General features: G+C 36.9%; 8 protein-coding genes. 5 read left to right on the top strand and 3 right to left on the bottom strand.

Annotated elements, in window-relative coordinates:
- The first annotated feature begins 304 nt into the window (after positions 1-304).
- The 5 genes from ABE954_RS14805 (at position 305) to ABE954_RS14785 (ending at position 15,723) form a co-directional block, all read left to right on the top strand.
- Positions 305-1,258, top strand: a complete 954-nt coding sequence (locus tag ABE954_RS14805) for a YadA C-terminal domain-containing protein (RefSeq protein WP_145927298.1) — start codon at positions 305-307, stop codon at positions 1,256-1,258.
- Positions 1,259-1,650: 392 nt separating this feature from the next.
- A complete protein-coding gene (gene ldtD / locus ABE954_RS14800) occupies positions 1,651-3,408 on the top strand; it encodes a L,D-transpeptidase (RefSeq protein WP_166686781.1) in 1,758 nt (585 codons plus the stop codon).
- Positions 3,409-3,774: 366 nt separating this feature from the next.
- The gene (locus ABE954_RS14795; RefSeq protein ID WP_042846461.1) at positions 3,775-4,323 is read left to right on the top strand and encodes a YcbK family protein; all 549 of its coding nucleotides are present in this window, start codon (positions 3,775-3,777) and stop codon (positions 4,321-4,323) included.
- 39 nt (positions 4,324-4,362) lie between these two features.
- Positions 4,363-5,010: an MBL fold metallo-hydrolase gene (locus tag ABE954_RS14790; RefSeq protein ID WP_071547892.1), complete on the top strand. Its 648-nt coding sequence runs from the start codon at positions 4,363-4,365 to the stop codon at positions 5,008-5,010.
- Positions 5,011-5,232: 222 nt separating this feature from the next.
- Positions 5,233-15,723 (top strand): anthrax toxin-like adenylyl cyclase domain-containing protein, encoded by a 10,491-nt coding sequence (locus ABE954_RS14785; protein WP_371025533.1) that lies wholly within the window; start codon positions 5,233-5,235, stop codon positions 15,721-15,723.
- A gap of 132 nt (positions 15,724-15,855) precedes the next feature.
- On the opposite strand, the gene ABE954_RS14780 is transcribed toward ABE954_RS14785, so the two are convergent.
- From ABE954_RS14780 to asnS, 3 genes are all read right to left on the bottom strand, one after another.
- Positions 15,856-17,046, bottom strand: coding sequence for an amino acid aminotransferase (locus ABE954_RS14780; RefSeq protein ID WP_042846458.1), 1,191 nt, complete (start codon positions 17,044-17,046; stop codon positions 15,856-15,858).
- Positions 17,047-17,454: 408 nt separating this feature from the next.
- Positions 17,455-18,537, bottom strand: coding sequence for a porin (locus ABE954_RS14775; RefSeq protein ID WP_269820028.1), 1,083 nt, complete (start codon positions 18,535-18,537; stop codon positions 17,455-17,457).
- Positions 18,538-19,104: 567 nt separating this feature from the next.
- Positions 19,105-20,505, bottom strand: coding sequence for an asparagine--tRNA ligase (gene asnS / locus ABE954_RS14770; protein ID WP_071547897.1), 1,401 nt, complete (start codon positions 20,503-20,505; stop codon positions 19,105-19,107).
- Positions 20,506-20,844 lie beyond the last annotated feature (339 nt).

Here is a 20,844-nt window from a genome sequence, read left to right as displayed (position 1 = left end):
CTAAATTGGTGTTTTAATTGGTTGATTTATTTGTTTGTTTTGGTTTTTCTTAATGTTAAACAACATAAAAATGTAACCTGAGTGCCAAGGTTAGTCAGTTCATTGTATTTTTATTCTTTAGCGCATTAATTATTAATAATTTTGTATAAAAGAAAGTTGGATGGGAAAGAGATAATTAAGGGTGTACCTTATTGCGCATATTAATTAGATATAAAAAATGATGTAAAATGAAATACTCTGTAATGGAGTTAGCTTGTATTCTGATGGCCAATTAACACTAATCAATAAATTTGGAATACAAAAAATGAATAAATTAACCTTATTAGCCGTTATGGTTTCTGCAACCATGATGAGTAACGTATCTGTTGCGGATGTTAGCTGGGCCGGTTGGAATAACAATATTGGCAGCGATAATGGACATGCAAGTACAGCACTAACATCAGAAAATCAAAATATTCTTGCTAACAATGTAAATAACGTTAATGCAGATTTGCAGGATCATAAAGCTAAACAAGATGCATATAATGCTAAGCAAGATGGATATAATAAGCATCAGAAAGAGATTAATGAAAACCAAACCCTGATCAACCAAAATCAGGGGGTTTTAAATCAAATCCAAGCAGATATTAATTCTAAGCAAGCAATAACTAACGTTGAGCAAGCTAATATTAATAAAGAACAAAAAGTAGTAAATGAAAACCAAAAAGTCGTTAATGATAAACAAGACGTTATTAACCAAAATCAAGCTAAAGTTAATAGCGACCAAAAATTAGTAAATGAAAATCAAAAAGTCGTTAATGATAAGCAAGATGTTATTAACCAAAACCAAGCTAAAGTTAATAGTGACCAAAAATTAACCAATAATAAACAAACTGTTTTTAATAAAAACCAAATGGCTTTCAACAATAGCCAAATAGCTGTTAATAACCGCCAATCTCAGATCAATAAAAATGTTGATAATAGATTAAATCAGCTAGATAGCAGAGTCACATCGTTAGATAAGCGTGTTGATTCATTAGATAACGAATTAAAGCGTGGGTTGGCTTCGCAAGCTGCTTTATCAGGGTTATTCCAACCTTATAATGTTGGGCACTTTAACCTATCTATGGCGTTAGGTGGCTATGAATCTAATACAGCTCTTGCACTAGGTTCAGGTTATCGTATTGATGAAAGTGTGGCAGTAAAAGCGGGTGTAGCAACAAATACTGATGACTTTAAAGGCGTGACTTATAATGCCGCTGTTAACTTTGAATGGTAACAGGAATCATTAGTTAACCCCCTCATGGTTACACTTTTAATCTAACTTAAGGCAAAAAAGCATATGTTATGTTTTTTTGCCTTTTATTCTTTAATTGAATAAATACTCATATGGGGCATAAAAAGCGGTAACACACTTGGTTTTTATTTGTTTTAGCCGTTTATATCGTTACCTTACGTTTATTGATAATCAGAAGAAATAAACACAGAATTAGTTTTTTCCTATAACATTCCTGCCTATATTGTTCATACTGACTTAATGATGCTTAAGTTGATATGCTGCACTGTTAACCATGTATAATGTGTGAATACTTTGAGTATCCAGAATTTACTATAATAAAATCGTTAATAATAAAAACTATTGTTATCCATGTTGTAACTTAAGGTGGATGTATGGCAAAGAGAAGTGTGAAAGCTCTGCAAGTCTCAGTAATATGTGGGTTAATGGCATTACACATACCTGCGTTTTCAAATGAAGAAAATATGCAGCAAAGTGTCGAGGAAGTACAAGCTACCGCGGCAGTTACACCAGCAGAAAGTTTGGCTAAAATAACAGTCTCGCTTCCTTCGGGGGTGAAACCTGTTTTTGCTTCACAATTAGCTAAATTATATGCTGAGCGGCAAATGCAGCTATTGTGGCAAGATGAAACAGCAATTAGTCAATTCCAACAACAGTTGGCCGAATTAGCACTCGCGGGGGTACAACCTCAATTTGCCGAGTGGCTCGCGATACTGGAAAATAACCAATTAAATGAACTTGGTCGTGACGTTATTTTGTCCGATGCAATGTTGGGATATTTACACTATTTATCTTCGGTTGAAGCCAGTGGGCAATATTGGTTATATAGTAGCCGCCCCTATAAAATTATTGCCCCGACTTCTGCACAAATGAAACCATGGTTAGATGCAGTTTCAGGTAATCGCTTAAGTGATTGGGTGAAATCGCAAGCCCCTAACCATCCAATGTATTTGCCAATGCGCAAAGAAATGCTGAAGTTATTGGCGATGCCTGAAGATGACTTGGAAATCGTGGGGACTAAAACATTAAAACCAGGTCAATCAAATGATGACGTGGTTATTTTGCGCCAAATTCTGCAACGTGAAGGGTTACTGGAAGGTGAAACAGTAATGGAGAGCAGCGAAGTTGAAGCCCCTGAAACGATGGCGCAAGTTGCTGAGCAAGCGGTTGAACAAACCAGTGAACCAGCAAAAACAGCTGAGACACCAATAAGTAAGGCATCAAAAGTGTATAGCCAAGACCTTGTTGATGCGGTAAAAAAATTCCAATTACAGTATGGCTTAGAAGCGGATGGTGTTGTCGGTAAAGGTACGCGTGTTTGGCTGAATATGAAGCCAAAACAAAAAGCAGGATTAATGGCATTAAATATTCAGCGGTTGCGTATTATTCCAGCAAGTCAAGGAACTGGGATTTTAGTCAATATACCAGGCTATTCCTTAGATTTTTATTTAAATGATGAGGTTATTTTAGACTCAAAAGTGATTGTTGGACGTGCTGATCGAAAAACACCGATCATGAGCAGTGCACTGAATAATGTGGTGATTAACCCTCCTTGGAGTGTACCGACTAGCATGGCACGTAAAGATATTGCCCCGAGAGGAAAGCAAGATCCAAGTTATTTTAGCCGTAAAGGGTATACTGTTTATTCGGGGTGGGGCGCAGATTCCTATGAAATCGACCCGTATGCCATTGATTGGGAAAATATTACGCCTGCCAATTTCCCTTATCGAATTCGTCAAGCTCCTGGCCCTACTAATTCATTAGGGCGCTATAAATTTAACATGCCAAGTTCTGATGCAATTTATTTGCATGATACACCGAATCATAGTCTATTTAATCGCAACGCACGTGCAATAAGTTCTGGGTGTGTACGAGTTAATAAAGCTAGTGAGCTTGCAAGTATTTTATTAGGTGATGCGGGCTGGGAAAGGAAGCGCATTGATGGTGCACTTAAGGAAGGTTCGACCCGTTATGTGAATATACCGGATAGGATCCCAGTATTTCTTTATTATCAAACCGCTTGGGTTGATAAAGACCAGCAACCACAATATCGAGCGGATATATATCAATATGATAACAGCATTAATAATGCAGATAACTATTTGCCAATGTTGAAAAAGATTTTGCATTAATCATCATGTTAGCTTAAATATGAAAGGGGGATTTCCCCCTTTTTTGCGAGTATTTCTGTTTAACTCCCATAATTTCTTATTAGGTCCGTTGCTTTTAGGCATTTAATTATTATCATGCAGTAAATAATAGAGAGCTGATCGCGATTCATATCAACCAAGGCAGCAAAGTAAGCGTAGTAATTCGCTTATTACATGTGAATTTAGTGACAAAGCGCTATTTTTGACGAATATAGCAACCAAATCCCCTTAAAGTATGCATATCTTTACATAAATATACATTAAAATTAAGAATGTTTTGCTAGACTCAATAGGTTGTCAAAATTTTATCGATTATTACTGAAATTATTAGAGTCTGAGCTATCACCTATGGATATTATTGACCAATCCCGCAGAAAATGGCTGGGAATTGGGGCTGCTACAGTCGGCCTTAGTTTATTACCAAGCCATGTATTTGCTGCAATGACCACCCCACGCCCACGTATTTTACGCTTTCAAAATATTAATACGGGGGAGTCTTTAAAAACAGAATTTTTTGACGGTCAACGTTATAACAAATCTGAACTTGCACGTTTAAATCATTTTTTCCGTGATTACCGCTGCGATAAAGTCAAAACCATTGATCCTAAATTATTTGACCAAATTTATTTATTACAAATGATGATGGGAACTAACAAACCAGTTCAACTTATTTCGGGTTATCGCTCTTTAGAAACGAATAATAAATTGCGTAGTAAAAGTTCGGGAGTTGCGAAGAAAAGTTACCATACTCGCGGGCAAGCGATGGATTTCCATATCGAAGGTTTACAGTTAAGTAACATTCGTAAAGCCGCGCTGAAAATGAAAGCGGGTGGTGTTGGCTATTATCCTAGAAGCAATTTTATACATATTGATACAGGGCCAGCAAGAACGTGGTAATCTGTGCATAGGTGACACAGATTACGGAGTAATTGCTCGATGAAATATACTATTATCCCAGTAACACCATTTATGCAAAACTGTCAGGTTATTTGGGATGAAAATACGTTAGAAGCGGTTGTGGTTGACCCCGGCGGTGAGGCAGAAAAAATTATTTCTGCCATTGAAAGTCGAGGGCTAAAGTTAACTAAAATTCTGCTTACCCACGGTCATTCTGACCATATCGGTGCTTCAGCGATACTTTCCAAACATTTCTCTGTGCCTATTTATGGGCCACAAAAAGAAGACGCGTTTTGGATTGAAAATCTTGCTGAGCAAAATGCCATGTTTTATATAGGGGAATGTCCTGATTTTACGCCTGACTATTGGCTAGAAGAAGGGGATACAGTCACTTGTGGTGGCATTTCATTTGATGTGTTGCATTGCCCAGGGCATACACCCGGTCATATTATTTTTGTGAATCACAATGATAAGCTAATTTCAATGGGTGATGTGTTATTTAAGGGTGGGGTAGGTCGCAGTGACTTCCCTCGTGGTAATCACCAAGATTTAATCTCATCAATTAAAACTAAAGTACTGCCTTTAGGTGACGATTACCAGTTTATACCGGGGCATGGGCCAATGTCTAATTTAGGTTTTGAACGCAAAACCAACCCTTTCTTACAAGATGAATTACCTGTTTGGTAATTAACAAAAATAGTCATTCCTTCCTAATTTAAAAACATACCCTAAGAATTGGGTATGTTTTTTATAGTTAATTATCATTGATAATTACCCTATGTTAATTTTTTACTATCCGAAACATTTTATCCGAATGTTTCATATTGATATGGTTATTAATAAATTAATTTGTTAATTTAAATATTAATTTCAATAACATACATTAATTATTAATTAAAGGGAATTATTATGAAAGTAGAAAATACAGATGTGAATTTTAATCAATATGTATTATATGACTATGTTAATGATACTGAAAATCATGATTTGTTTATTAAGTTAATAAATAATAATGGTATATCTCATTCTAGTTTCTCAGGGTATGGCTATGGGCTAACGGATGAGTTTTTAGTTTACAGCATGAATAATCAAGGTGGTAAATATATCGAGCAATTAAATGAACTTTATTCTATTATAAATTCAAATGATGATAATTTAACCCCATTAGATAAAGCTAGAAATGATGCCTTGAAGTTACATGCTAAATCATTATTTAATGAGCATGTATCAGATGTAATTAAAAAACAGCTTTCATATATAAAATCAGTACGTCATTATAATTATATTTATAACTTTAAATATGAAGAGATTAATGGACGTAGTTTTGTTAAATATATTAATGATATTGTCAATACAAATTATGCTGTTAGCAAAAGTATGTATGGTAGAGAGGCTAATTATTATAATTATTTGGCAGAGTTACAAAAATTAAAAATTAAAATTTATACAGATGCGCTTTTGGCTGATGCTGATAGTGATTTTTTCAAAACAAAGGCAGGGAAAAATATCGCATCAGATGAGCTTTTTATAAAGCTAAAAGATAAACTTAGCATTGGGGGGAAAAATCTAGCATCGAGTTTTACTACTGATGATGCCAAAATATTCATTAATACAATATCAGAGGTTATTCAAAGAGATAATTATTTAGAGTTAGAAGACAATAGGAATGGAAAAGGTGTTCAGGTAGTTGATAGTAAGAACTTTACGACACACTTAGCTAATGAAACCACATTGAGTCGCTTTAAAGAAAAAATCTACTCACATATAAATACAAGCGATCAACCACTGTTAATTAAGTTTTGTTCAGCTAGCCATGCAATGGCGATATCCATAATTTATGATCAAAAAACAAAGGTGTGGACATATAAATTCTTTGATCCTGATACTGGAGTCATGACATTTAACAAAAAAGACAGTTTTATTTCTTATATCGATACATTTGTAAAAATTAATGCAGATAAATATAGGTTTAGTAAGGTTAAGAATAATGATTATAAAATTAGAACATTTTCATTTAACCCTAGTGACAGTATCGGAAGGCCATTTCAACTGAAGGAATTAAATAATCGAGATAAACTAATTACGGAAAATACGCTATTAGTAAAAAGAAAATTGGCATACATTAGTAGTGATCAAAAATGTAAATTAACCTATGTGGAATTTAATCAAAAAAATCAAATAGCTAAACTAAAGGTTACACTGAACGGAAAGACATCATTCATTTATACTGATATTTTAAATAGCGGTGAGCTTACTAAAATAATTGAGGATAATGTAAATGCATTATCAAAAATTAATAGTGATAAATTTATTAGCCAAGATGATTATCAAGTTTACTTAGTAAGTAAACAATTTGATATAAATGCTTTTTCACCACCTCAACAAGAGGGTGATAGAGATTATAAAAGTGTCAATTTGCACCTTATTCCACGTATGGGTGACCAACCAACCATAGCTACGGGGGTCCCAGAAAACCACCAAAAAGCGATTAATAAAGTTGCGGATAAATATAATATTACCATTGGTATTCGGCCTGTTGACCATAAATCGGCTAGTTTAATCGAATCAGGCATATACAGTAGTAAGGGATTAACAATTAAAGGTAAAAGTTCTGACTGGGGCCCACACAGTGGTTTTATTCCAGTTTTGCAGCAGTTCTCTAAGAAATCGGGTCGAGATGAGCAAAGCAAATATAATGACTATGTGCAACAGTCTATTGATAAAAAGCATGCAATAGCGGTTCCCCTTGAAATTAGTTCGGAACGGATTAATGAATTAATTAACTATAAAACCATCACGCCACTAATTGATACAGATGATGGGGATTACAAGAAAACTAGCTCAACTATTGATGGGGAAGAACATACCTTTTTATTAAAAAAAAGCCCTGCAGGAAAAGGTAATATTTGGCAAGTTTCTTATCAAGAAAATAATGAAATTAAACCTTTTCTTGTGATAGGTGATCCTAAAACGGGTAAGGCAATGACGGCTGATTATGATATTTTTAGCATTATCTTCCCAATTTCAGAGTTAGAGCATTATGTTAAAGTTACGGAAATGCCTGATTGGCAAGAATGGAAAGCGAGTGTAAATTATGAGGAGTTAACGCCAGCTCAAAAGAGACTGTATAATAATGAGGCAGAATATAATAAGAAAGAAGGGAAAGAAAATGGCATTATCAATAATAGAATAAAAGAGGTTAATAGGCAGCTTAATAGAGAGCTAGGGAGAACTGAGGGCTTTGAATTAGTTCATCATGGTTCTGATGATGCAAACCCCGTGAGTGTGATGAAGGATAACTTCCCTATTACCTTCTTTTTACCTGAGAGTTTAAAAGGGAAAAATAAGTTGTCGGGAACAACTCAACCTATTGATACTTATTTTGAGATGAACCCTCATGGTGCCATCATTATTAATGATGTCGAACAGTTGTCTAATTTTCAGCAGTTGTTAATTAATCAAGGCTATCGAGCACCATTAAATAGAAAATGGAGCGAAGGTGAGAACGGTAGGTTATTTGAACCTAAAAGAAAAAAATCGGAAGGGTATATTGTAAACCATGGTGAGATTAAAAGAAAAAAAAGCATCTCAATATTTAATGATAAGATAGATCAGAATTTAGATAACAGTGAACAAACCTCAGATAGAATAATACCAAACTCAGATAACAGTGAACAAACCTCAGATAGAATAATACCAAACTCAGATAACAGTGAACAAACCTCAGATAGAATAATACCAAACTCAGATAACAGTGAACAAACCTCAGATAAAATAATACCAAGCTCAGATAACAACGAACAAATCTCAGATAAAATAACACCGAGTTCAGATAATCATGAACAAGGCTCAACGAATAACAAAGTAGATAAGGCACTAATTGTTAATAGGCGTAGGTATATGGAAGGTGTATTCGGAAAAGCGGTTGTTGGATTAGATAATGACTTTTCTGATATACATGAAAATAATTTTAATGGTAGCCATCATGCGTCTCTAGCTGGTGACTTGGCTTCAAAGGCGCACTCAATTAATACCTGGTGTGACCCTATTAAGGTGTATCATAAATTAACGGCAATTAACATTGAATCTAGGGATAATAAACAGGCAAACCCTACAGCATATGACCATAACGTTATTATTCAATTACAAGGGGATAAAGTTTCAGCGGATGTGGTAGCTAAAGCTCTCTCAAAACACCCCGACAATAGTACAGTGATTCAATACGATTTAGGTAGTCGAAAACATAAGGTATTATATGGCTCTCTAAAAAAAATAACTACAGGGAAAGTACGCTGGATAACCATTGGGCATGGTTCTTATTTTGATGATGGAGAACCTACCTTATATGCAGAAAGGAGTGCAAAGAAATATACAGATGCGATGGTCTATTTGAAAAAGAAAGTATTGAAAAATACGGTCCCCGATAAACTAGTACTAATGGGGTGCAATTTAGGTAGGGGAGGAATATATGAAAACTTTGCATTAAAGGCTACAAATCTATTTGCTAATAATAAGATGAATATGCCAATAGTTGCATATAATCGAAGTATAACCAATTATAATTATGGGCATAAAATGGTTGTGGAGGGGGAACGTAATTCCATTAGAAATAGTACTAAGGGTTATAAATTTATATATCAATATGATCTTAATACAGGGCAAGTAAAAATAAATGGAAAATCTAGTACATTATATTTTATTAATGAGCTACGTCGAGGAGAATTAAAACTATCGCAATTAAATAACTATGTTGAACCAGACCCAATGAAAATATTTAGGCTTTCATCATTCAAAGATTTAGATTTTTCTCTAATAAAAAAAATAATCTATAACCCTCAAGCTTATCAACTTTTTGTTGATGAATTAAAACAGCATAATCAGGAGTTACCTAGCGATTTTCATTCATACTTCACTAAAAAATTAAATGACTTAGGGATTAAATCAACACCTATATGGCCTACGGTTAATCGAGATAGTATAGCGCATCAAGCACATTTACAATCTCATTTGCAGAAGGACACCTCAACATTTTCTATTATTGTGCGCGCTACTGAGGACCTAAAGGGAAAGGTGCAAGCAGAGCGGTTAGCAGGTAAAAACCCAGAAAACACACTAATTTTGCAAGCGGACACAGATAATAAAATCTGGGCGGTAGAATACGGGGAAAATAATATTCCTTCACTACTAGAAAGCGGTAAAGCAGTAAAGTGGGTTATTATCGCTAATGATGGGGTAAAGAATAAACCAATCGATGGCTTGTTCTCGGTTCTTACGGAGGTAAAGGAAAAATATCCATTTACAGCAGAGGAGAGTATGTCGCTCCACGCTATAAATAAACAAAAAATAAAAATTACGAGTAGCTTATTTATAGAGCTTGATCAGCGAAAGGGGACTGCTGCCGAGCAACTAGTGGGGGTAATGCACCAAGAGACACCAACGGTAAAAAACTATTTAGATACAAAACATCATCAACAAGTTCAATCTTTAATAGAGAAAATAGCGTCAAAAGATATCAGTTTGGAGCATGTTCGTTTGGCAGAACACCCTTATTTAGTGAGTTACTTTGACGATGCGTACGGCCAATTTAGTGCAGATAAGCTGAAAATAGCACTATATGATCCATTAATAGCCCCAAAAGTTAACCATTACCTGAGCAATGATACAACTGAAAATAAAGCTCACTGGGACAATTTATTTGAGGCTCGTCTGTCTACGGATTTACAACAGCAAGCTAAAGATACACTTACTATTTTGCATGCGATACAGGATGACCCATCTGTATTACATCATTTAAGCGAAAAATCATGTTTACAATTGAAAGCGATATTTCCTGCCATTAATGATTTTGATCGTGGCAAAGTCACTGCGTTAGCTAAAGATGTAAATGCATTTTCATTAATGTCCGAGGACCTTAATTCATTTTTAAGGCTTAACCAGGATAATTTTGAAGGGGAAAACGCTCCATTAAAAGGAACCTCATTTGCAGAGGCATTACATAAACATCAAGTTGAGCGTCATCAGCGGTTACAGCAATATAATGAACTGTGTAATCAGATGCGTAAGTGGTCTGCTGATAGCCAAGTGAATATGATTAACTATGATAGGTTAAGACGTAAAGGAGATGCAGCAGGTTTTGACCGAAAGATGGGGTTAATTTATACCGTTGAGTCTCAGTTAGGGGATGAAAACTCGGCGAGAAATCTTATTGAGTGGCAAATTAAGCTAGAACAGAAACGTTATAATGGAGCCCTAACCGAGGGGGAAACCGAGTTACTTAATGAAATAAAGCGCTATTCAAATAATATTGTAGATGGGTTTGATAATAAGGGAGAGAAACATGCTAGGCAGCCTATTAAATATGTATTATCAGCCAATAATAATTCTTACCATTCTCGGGGGCATTCACTTTTATTCCTTCAAGGTAAGAACACAACATATACTATTCAATATACGACCCGCGGTAACATTCATGAATACCGTTTACTTGATCCTAATGGTTTACAACTCAGTATTCGTAATGAACAACGCCCTTTAGCAGCAAAATTATTTGCGAAGCAAGTCAATAGTTATTTTAACGAAAATGTAAGTTTACTTAATGGAGAGACTATAACTCGGGGCCAACAGGCAGGCTTTGGAGAGAAAAGTGATAAAAATGGTAAGTTTTATTCGGCAGATATGCAGGTTATTGCACTTGATGATAACAGTATCAAGTGTATACCTCATGATTATGAGCAGTATAGAAAGAACGTAACTGCACTTATTAATTCTGTCGCTATTGCTGATAAAAACAGTTGGGTGAATTTTAATGGTGAAAAAATTGCCTTGGCAAGGTTACAAAACTTAGGGGTGACTATTGATGGTCAACTTATTACTGCAGATCATACAAAAAAAAATGGTTGGCAGAAAAAAGTGCGATTTCATCCCGAAAAGCTTGCGGCTGAATTAACATTAGTTGATGGAAATGAATCAGACCTTGTTTTGCTCAGGATTCTTCATCAGCAATTAGGCGATGTAGATCATATTCCTATCACAGATAATAACGCTGGTTTTCGAGACAGCGCGGTATTGAAAAAGCAGTTGAAGTATATTGCAAGAAACATCGACCCTAATGTGTCTAAATTGACACCGGAGATGGTTGAGAACTTAAGAACGTTAGGAACTAAGTTACCGCGTTTTCAACAAATAGGTAATCGGTTTGGCCAAGTAATGGGTGGAGTTGGTGCAGTACAAACATTAATTAGTATACATTTAATCTTGAAAAAATTAGATAACCCTGATTTAACGGATGAGGAATGTGCTGAGTTAGAAAAACAATTTTACCTTATTTGTGGTTCAGCAATTGCTAATTATGGAGACATGATTGTACAACCTATTTTATTAAATATAGCTAGTAAAGGGGGGGCAACATCGTTAATCCGTGGCAGAATTGCAGCGGGAACAGTGATTATATTTAATTTAGTCGGAATGGGGTTTGACGCTTACCAAGCGTATGACAGTTTATCTAAACTTGACCGTGTTTCAGATCCAAAACAGCGGCAAGATTTGATTGTTAATGCGACTTTTTCTATTGCCAGTTGTGTGTTAAATGGCATCACCGTTATTGGTGTCATAATTGGCTCTTCTACTATTCCCGTAGTGGGCCTTGTTGTTGGGGGCGTTTTACTGGTTTCTGGTTTGGTATATCAAGGTGCCCGCGCAGTTGAAAATATCAAAGAGGTAATTGATATTAGCTGGGATAGGGAACTGGAAGAAGGGCTTCGTGGTGCATTTGGTTTTGAACCTACCCTGCGTAGCCAGCAAGAAATGGCGATTGTGCATTACATAAAAGCATTTAAAAAATTAGATGTAGAGATGGATATAGACCTGTTTGAAAAAAGGTTTGTCCCAGCAGGTTTTGATCATCACTTGAGTATAATTGAAAAGCCGACTTATAAATCAGAAGAACGTTATTATCTTGTAGATACTAATAATAATTATTTTGGTGGTATGTGGTGGGGGGTACGTTTAAGTTTTTCGGATTATGTTTATCGTTATACCAAACGTGGAGCCCCTTCATTTACTTTCAGTGAAGCTGATTTTTTAATTAAAAATTATTCTTTGCAAGCCGATGGGAGGGTGAAAAGAGTTACTGGGCAAGAAGATAGAGTTGTATTTAGCAAAGTTCTCAAGGAGGTTACTGATGTTGTCCGTACTGGGACAGTAGCGTCTAATGAGGGCTATTGTTTTAACACAAACTATAAAAACCCATTATTTGATAAGTTTTTAGAAAAACATGGAATTCAAAAAAGTAATTTAACACAGAGTATAGAAAAGCAGCTTACAGCTTCGGATTATGAACAATTAAGTTTTTATTCTAAACAAACCGAGGTTGCTGCGCAAAAAAAATTCACTATCCGTAAATATGCAGACAACACCAATGAATATATTGAGAATAAACCTGGTATAATTGCGAATATTATAGATATTGATGAGACTAAGGGGAGTAGTTTTAATCTCGCAAATGGTGTTGATTATCTTATTGGAAGAGACGACAGAATGTATGCTCTTCAGGTGTTATCGGGTGAAAAGTATTTTGCTACAGGATCAAAGTCAGATTATTTTTACTTAAGGGATAATAGTTTAACATCATTGGAGTCAAATGATGGCAAAGTAACGAAGTTTCTAGATGGCCAATCAGGAAGCGACACTTTATTTATTGATAATTTGCCTAATGGCTATCATGTTTATATCGATTTAAGGATAAATAAGGTTGCGTATTTCTGCAGCGAGGAGTCTAAATCTAAATTTAAATATCAACATCAATTTATTGATGTTGTTGATGCTAAAAATATTGAAAATATTACTCTTATTGATAATACTAATGATATTATCCATGGCGATGATGAAAATAATAATATCAATGGCGGGTTAGGGGAAGATACGCTATATGGATATGGTGGAGATGACCGATTAGCACTAACAAAAGGGAAAGCCATTGGTGGCAGTGGGATTGATAGTTACTTTATTAAACGGTTCGAATGGGCTTCTCATGTAGATGATCTTTATAAAACAAAAATGTCATATAATAAAAAAGCATTCCGAGTTGAAAAAGAACATTATATCAACCCTATTTATCAGGGGGAAAATAAAGGATTTCAAGTTAATGTTATTATTGAAGAGAATAGCGAGTCAGTGAGTTGGGTTGATCTTGAATACTCATTAAATGAAATTAAGGATATGTATATCAAGGGTAACGACCTTTACCTTAAAATACAGGTTGATGATTATAAGACAGATAAATATGTATTTGATAAGGTTAAGAGTGAAGTCACCATAAAATTAAATAATGTATATCGTGATATAGATGGGGTTCGTAAACGCAATCATAGTTATAACTTAAATACTAACGATGGTTTTGCCTTAATTAGTCAATTAGTTGACCTCCCAAAAGAAAATAATCCTGAACATACTATACGTGGAAAACTATTCAATGTGTTATATGTTCAAAATAATGATAAAACGCTATATTCAGGTGAAAAAAGTGTTTATATTGATGAAAGTAAAGATGAGATTGAAGTTAATAAAACACGAGTATATCACTCACCTAAATGGGGAAGGTTAGTATCAATAGGTAAAGCTAAGAATTTAACTTATACTGGAAGTGAAAAAAACAATATCCTCTCCCATATAGCATCGGGGAGCCATATAAAAGTCACATTGGGCCAAGATAGTTATCAAATAAATAAACTTGACGATAACAATGAAGATATTGTATTTGATTTTGCTAATGTCAAAGGCCATTTTACAGATCAAGATAAGGTTATTATTTTATTACCTACGGTAAATGGCTACCAACTACAAATGAATGGGCAAAAGCTTTTGCTCAAAGATAGGTTCGAAAAGACAACACTGAGCTTTCGTTTTCAGAATTTCGATGGGGGTATGAATAATGCGGTACTTATTCAAGATAAGTACAGTAATATGTTTTGTATCGACCTGAAGAGTGAAAATAGTGTCATTGCCCCTTCAAATCCCATTGCAAACAGTACCGATGGCGATGATACCATTAATATTCCAATGGGGTACCTTGGTAAAAAATTACTGATAAACGGCCAAGCAGGAAATGATATTATTCTTGATCATAGTGGGTTTAGTCGTGTGCTGATTGGTGGGGACGGTGATGATACGATAGCAGCCGTTTCAGGTAATAATGTGCTGTATGCTGGCTCAGGAATGAATTTTCTCTCGGGCGGAGATGGGGACGATTTATTACTCTCTGATTTTGGTTACGATACTTTAATGGGTAAGGAGGGCGATGATAACTATTTAATTGATTGTCGATATAGAGGGGTTGTTTATATCGAGGATCTTGAAGGGAAAAATAATATTCATTTACTGAATTTTGACTGTGAAAACATTACTGAAGGTGTGGATAATGGTGCTCTTTATCGCATTTATATATCAAGATCAGGCAAAATTATTAAAATAAAACAGCCATCTCTACAAGAAAATAAAGACGCTGTATGTCAGGTCTACATGTACCCTAAATTGCCGCATAAGTTGCAGGAATTAACAAAAGATGGGATGGAGCCTTTAGCTAAATACTTTGCAGATAGTTATTCCATCGCTGAAAAAACAGGGCAAAAAGGTCATTGGAAACTAGCTGATACATTAACTCATTTACTAAATGGAACGCCAGATGCTTTATTAGAGTCATTACATGTACCTACTAATGGCCCAACTATTTTAAACCCAAATTATGCTCGAACTCATTGGTTAATTAAGACTAAGGAAGGAAACTTAGTTGTTTTGGACCATACTGGGCATGGTCGGATAATTCAGGGGGGTAAAGGAGATAATAGGATAGTGACTTTAGGGGGCAATAACGTCCTCTTTGGTGGTCAAGGTAATGATATTCTCGCCGGGGGAGTTGATAAAGATTTATTGATCTCCGTTGCGGGTAACGACACCTTGTCTGGTGGGTTAGGTAATGATACTTATCTTGTTAATGGTTATGAAAGCAATACAACAGTGAAGATTGAGGATTTGGCTGGTCGTAATCAGGTTGTTTTGGTTAATTTTTATGTGACCCCAGTGATGGTACAGCAAATAGATTCATCAAAAACACTCAGTGTCTATGGATCATATACTGGTCGAAAAGTGGAGATTTATCATAGTAACCATTTAATGTCGATGACAGATGTAACAGATATAAAGTTCCGTAAGTGTGATGGGGACGAATGGAATGGGCAAGCTGAGAAAACGGTAGATAAGCTTATTCAGCTTTATGCTGAGTCACGTTTTGAATACGAAAGTACTTTTGAGGCAACGAATATGTCAGCCCACCTACGCAACCGTTGGGACCCTCTACCGTTTATGAACCGTTTATTAGAGGGGACGAGCGTATCAACCGCTAATTAGCTTTCAAATGATTAGAGGAATAAGCTTTAATATGATCGATTCCTCTTCAAAGTGAACCATACTCCTAAAAAAACACCCCAAAATTAGAACCCAATAAAATATGGGGCTAACTTGGGGTGTACTTTATGAGTTTTACAGTACTTTTACGATGGCTTCACACAGTGGAACCATGTTTTCCAGTGTTAAGCCTGCAACATTAATACGGCCAGAACTTACGGCGTAGATGCCAAATTCACTGCGTAGACGCTCTACTTGCTCTTTTGTGAGGCCACTGAAGGAGAACATACCATTTTGGTTGATAATGAAGCTAAAGTCTTGTTTAGCGCCTTTCTCTTCCAATGTTTTAACCAGTAACTGACGCATACGTTTAATACGTTCACGCATTGCTGTTAGTTCTTGGACCCATTCTGCTTTTAAGGTATCGTCAGAAAGGATAGTGGTAACCACTGCTGCACCGTGAGCGGGTGGGTTAGAGTAGTTTGCACGAATAACCGCTTTTGCTTGGCTAAATGCGCGCTCTGCGTTGTCGCTGTCTTTAGCGATAATGGTGCAAGCACCGACACGCTCATTATATAAACCGAAGTTTTTAGAGTATGAGCTGGCGACAATCATTTCTGGGTTATTTTGGGTGAAAATGCGTAAGCCTTCAGCGTCTTCATCTAACCCTTTAGCAAAACCTTGATAGGCGAAGTCGAAAACAGGTAATAAGCCTTTTTCTGCACACAAGTTAGCCAGCTTCGACCATTGCTCAGCAGTTGGGTCAATCCCTGTTGGGTTATGGCAGCAACCATGTAGGACAATAACATCCCCTGCAACCGCAGTGGATAAGCTACTTAGCATGCCGTCGAAATCCATGCCATGTTTTGCTGCGTCATAATAGTTGTAAGTTAATACTTCTAAGCCAGCGGCTTCAAAAATATTTTTATGGTTAGGCCATGTTGGGTTGCTGATCCAAACACGTTTTGCATTGGTTTGTTTAGCAATAAAGTCAGCTGCAATACGCAGGGCACCAGTGCCCCCAGGGGCTTGTGCAGTACGGGCACGTTTTGAGGTGACAATTTCATGTTGTGCACCGAATAACAGTTCTTGTGTTACACGGCCGAATTCTGGCATTCCGCTAATCGCAAGATAGTTTTTGGTGTTTTCGTTGTCTAGCAGGAATTTTTCTGCTTTTTTTACGGTATCAAGCACAGGGGTTTTCCCTGATTCGTCTTTATAGACGCCAATACCTAAGTTGATTTTATTGTCACGGGGATCAGCACGGAAACTATCAGCAAGACCTAAAATTGGGTCAGCGGGGGCAGAAGTAATTTTTTCAAACATGTTGTCGATTCCAAAGCTCTGTTGTGGTTACCCAATACAGTTCATAGCGTATGAAGGCATTAAGTGAGAATGCTTTTGGCTATCCTTGCTTGTAAAAAGCCCATACTGCTTGAAATAAAGGGTATAGCTGAAAACGGGTTTAGTCGAACGAGTCGAGTTATCAGGGTAACGTGAGAAAGGCGTTTTGCCAACCGTTTTGCGATAAATTGGCGAGATCTTGTGAGCTAGGTAGGAATTGCATGTAATCTAACCATAAATATCTATAAAGTTGGTGAATCAGTCTGTCTTGTCGATATAGTGGTTTGATTTATAAAAATTTAGTCAGCGTTTACAGGTAAAAAAAAGCAGCGCCGAAGCGCTGCTTGCAAAAACATGTTACCGTTTTCTAGTTTATCAGTTAACTGATAATTAGAATTGGTAAACTAAACCTAAACCAACAACGTTGTCAGTCATCAGACCATGACGCTCGCTGAAGTCGTTGTCTTTTAACAGGTTGATTTTGTAATCAACAACTGCAGACATGTTTTTGTTGAAGTAGTAGTAAGAACCTACAGAGATATATTTAACGATATCGCCGTCACCACCAGCGATGTCTTTAGCTTTAGATTGGTTATAACCTAAAGATGGTTTCAGACCGAAATCGAACAGGTACTGTGCTACTAACTCAACGTTTTCAGTTTTGTTAGCAATAGTATTTTTATCACCAAAGTAAGTAGTGTTCAGTGTTTGACCGTACATCGCTGCTAAGTAAACATTATTAGCGTCGAATTTACCACCCACGTTCCATGCTTGTGCTTTGTCGCCATGAGCAGCAGAAGATTTTTGTGATGGAGTACGAGAAGAGTTAGAATAACCACCACCCAGTGTTACGCCCCAACCTAAGTCATAAGCGGTAGAGAAACCGTAGCCGTCACCGTTATTTTCGTAAGCCGTTTTACCACCAGATTTGTTGGTATCACCGTTTTTACCTTGGTATTGCAGGGCAAAGCTCAGGCCATCAACATAACCGAATGCATTGTTGTTACGGTAAGTTAATAGGTTACGGTTACGGCTAGTCATGAACACGTCAGCTTGAGCCATAGTGTCGCCGCCCCATAAAGGCATAACGTCAGTCCATGCGTTCGTGTCATAAATAACACCGTAGTTACGGCCGTAATCAACTGAACCGAAATCAGCAAATTTTAGACCAGCGTAAGCTAAACGGTTTTTGTTGTCGTTGTTTTTTTCAGTTTTGTTAGTTTTTGTTTCCCACTCGAAACGACCAAAACCAGTCAGTTGATCAGTGATTTGAGTATCACCTTTCAGACCTAAACGAACACGTGAATCATCACCATCTTCGCCGCTATCGCCTTTAGCGAAATAGTGACGAACGTCAACTTTACCGTAAACGTCTAATTTGTTGCCGTCTTTGTTGTATACTTCAGCTGCGTTTGCTGCACCAGCAGCTAACAGAGCTGGGATAACCATTGCAAGAATATTGCGTTTCATCATTATTATTACCCTCATTGGTGTTATTCGGACACCTGCCACTGCCAAAAATAATTCTCAAAAAATAATTGGAACTATTTATGAGAGATTAGTGTCGTCTATGTCGGCGACCAGTGTTCCATTGCTAAATAAATTTATCCACCCTCAAAGTGCTACAAAATCAAAGTTTCTGAAACAAATGGTAACAAGGTGTTTCAAAATGTAAAAAATAGAGTGAAAAATAACCACTCATCGTACCAGTTTAAAAAATATTACAAAAAAGAGGGAACTTTTTCAAAAGATAATTTGAGCTTTTTTTGAGCAACTTAGGCCAGTTAAGTTGAAGATTTATGATTAGCAAAAAGCAAAAATATAATAAAAAAGCAGATTATTCTTAGCGGTAGCAGGCAGTGCGTTACTTTACGGATAATTATAAGGTATTAAGGGGAAAGTTGTGATCTACTTAATATTTTACTGTAATTTAATGTAACGTATAGGAATAATTAGCCAATGAAAGCATTATTGAACAAAAAAGCGGACCAAAATATGTTTAGTCCGCTTTTTACATCATTATTGCACCAAAAAACGCAATTAGAATGCAGCGTTTCTAGGTGTACGAGGGAATGGGATCACCTCACGCACGTTACCAACACCAGTGACATAAGCCACTAAACGCTCAAAGCCAAGGCCGAAACCAGAGTGAGGTACAGTGCCATAACGGCGCAGATCACGATACCACCAGTAATCTTCTTTATTCATGCCCATTTCTTCAAGGCGTGCATCAAGCATATCAAGGCGTTCTTCACGTTGTGAACCACCGATGATTTCACCAATACCCGGTGCGAGAACGTCCATTGCAGCAACAGTTTTACCGTCTTCATTTAAGCGCATATAGAAAGCTTTGATGTCTTTCGGATAGTTTTTTACTACCACAGGCGCTTTAAAGTGCTGTTCAGCTAAGTAGCGCTCATGTTCAGATGACATATCGACACCCCAGTAAACTGGGTTTTCGAATTTCTGACCACAGGTTTCAAGGATTTTGATCGCGTCGGTGTAATCAACTTGGGCAAAATCAGAGTTAACAAAGCTTTCTAAGCGAGTGATAACGTCTTTATCGACACGTTGAGCAAAAAACTCTAAGTCGTCACGGCGTTCTTCAAGCGCGGCTTTAAAGGCGAATTTCAGCATTTTTTCTGCTAGGCCTGCAACATCATCTAAGTTAGCGAAAGCAACTTCAGGTTCAACCATCCAGAACTCAGCTAAGTGGCGGCTGGTATTGGAGTTTTCAGCACGGAAGGTTGGGCCAAAAGTGTACACTTTGCTCAGTGCAGTTGCATAGGCTTCACCATTTAACTGGCCTGAAACCGTTAAGAATGCTTCACGGCCAAAGAAGTCTTCACTGAAATCGACTTCGCCCTTGTCATTACGCGGCAAGTTATTGTAATCCAGTGTGGAGACACGGAACATTTCACCTGCGCCTTCGGTATCGGAGGCAGTAATGATTGGGGTTGAAACCCAGAAGTAACCTTGCTCATCAAAGAAACGATGTATCGCTTGTGCTAAGGTATGGCGCACGCGTGCAACCGCACCGATTAAATTGGTTCGAGGGCGTAGGTGTGCGGCTTCACGTAAGAATTCAACGCTATGGCGTTTCGCTGCCATAGGGTAAGTTTCAGGGTCTTCAACCCAACCAACCACCTTGACTGCGGTTGCATCAAGTTCAAAGGACTGCCCTTGGCCTTGAGACTCTTTTATAACGCCCGTAACCTGAACAGAACAACCCGTAGTTAGGTGCAGGACTTCATCATTATAATTAGGTAAGTTATTATTGATGATAGCCTGTAACGGATTAAAGCAAGAACCGTCATAAACGGCGAGGAAAGAAAAACCCGCTTTTGAATCTCTCCTTGTACGTACCCAGCCTTGAACGGTGACTTCTGTGCCTACCGCCACTCGGCCTTGCAGTACGTCGACTACAGGCGCTACTATCATATAATTACTCTCTTCATATTAACAATATCTACTTTACTATCTCAATCCGTCATACTTCGAGCTGTAGATGCGTTGGCTTCACAAACTGACCCTAGTCACATACTTATGTATCCTCCTAGGGCCCAATTTGTTTGCCGTCTTTCTACAACTCGAATTATTTAGGATGCCATTCAAGCTGTATTAAATTCATTTTTTAATTGTATTGCGGTGTTGTTAGTTAAAGCGCAAAACAACCAGTGTATGATAAATAAAACAGTAAAGTAGGGGTATACTTACGAAATCCCATGTTTCAGGGGCCAAAGCTCTATGTTACTTGCCATTTATTAGGAAACAAGTAAA

This window comes from Providencia sp. TYF-12 (assembly GCF_041344805.1).
GTDB classification, from domain to species: Bacteria; Pseudomonadota; Gammaproteobacteria; order Enterobacterales; family Enterobacteriaceae; genus Providencia; species Providencia huashanensis.
This window is presented reverse-complemented; position numbering and strand designations above follow the sequence as displayed.